Origin of the sequence: Aeromicrobium sp. CF3.5 (assembly GCF_051262695.1) — a bacterium.
Taxonomy (GTDB): domain Bacteria; phylum Actinomycetota; class Actinomycetes; order Propionibacteriales; family Nocardioidaceae; genus Aeromicrobium.
On record NZ_JBIMEZ010000027.1, the window covers coordinates 1 to 979 of the forward strand.

Genomic DNA, 979 nt, shown 5'->3' on the forward strand with positions numbered 1-979 from the left:
CTAGGGCGTGTCTCCAATATTGAGCGGGGTTCGGACTCGATGCTGGGATGATGAGTAGAACTGCCGTGCTGAGCGATGAGATGTGGGAACGGATCGAGCCGGTTCTGCCGCCGCCGAAAGGGGCGATGGGGCGTCCGATGCGTGATCACCGGACCTTGGTCGAGGGAGCGATCTACCGCTATCGCACCGGTGTTGCGTGGCGGGATCTGCCAGCTGAATTCGGTCCGTGGCAGACCGTGTGGAAGCGCCATTACAAGTTCTCCACTGACGGGACGTGGGACAAGGTCCTGGCCGAATTACAGGTTCAGGCCGACGCTCGCGGCGAGATCGACTGGCAGGTATCGGTCGATTCCACGAGCGCGCGTGTTCATCAGCATGGTGCGACCGCGGCCCGGGTCCAGGGTGGGCCCAGCTCTCATACAGGGGGCAGAGTCGAATTACACGATTTCCTGCAGGCGCAGCGACGAGCCTGACGACCATGCGATCGGACGATCTCGAGGCGGGCTGACGACCAAGACCCACGCCCTGGTCGACGGCAACGGGCTTCCTCTGGTGATCGCGGTGACACCGGGTCAGGCCAATGACTCGCCCGCCTTGCCGCGCCTGCTGGCCGAGCTGAGCGTCGCTCGAGTCGGACCGGGCCGCCCGCGAACACGACCGGACTCGTTGCGGGGCGACAAGGCCTACTCAGCCAGAGCACACCGAGCGCATCTACGAGCTCGCGGCATCACCGCGGTGATTCCAGAGCCGTCGGACCAGGCCGCGCACCGGCTGCGCAAAGGCTCGCGCGGCGGCCGACCGGTGAACTTCGACGCCAGCGACTACAAGAACCGCAACGTCGTCGAACGCGCCTTCAACCACGTCAAGAACTGGCGCGGCCTCGCGACCCGCTACGACAAACACGCCCACGTCTATCGCGGCGGCATCGTCCTGGCCGCGATCATGCTCTGGCTGGCATGACTTCAGAGACACGCCCTAG

The 979-nt window shown here is 65.2% G+C and carries 1 pseudogene; it reads left to right on the forward strand.

The features are described from left to right. Positions 1-50: 50 nt before the first annotated feature. Positions 51-960, forward strand: a pseudogene (locus tag ACHAA3_RS16810) (IS5 family transposase). Positions 961-979 lie beyond the last annotated feature (19 nt).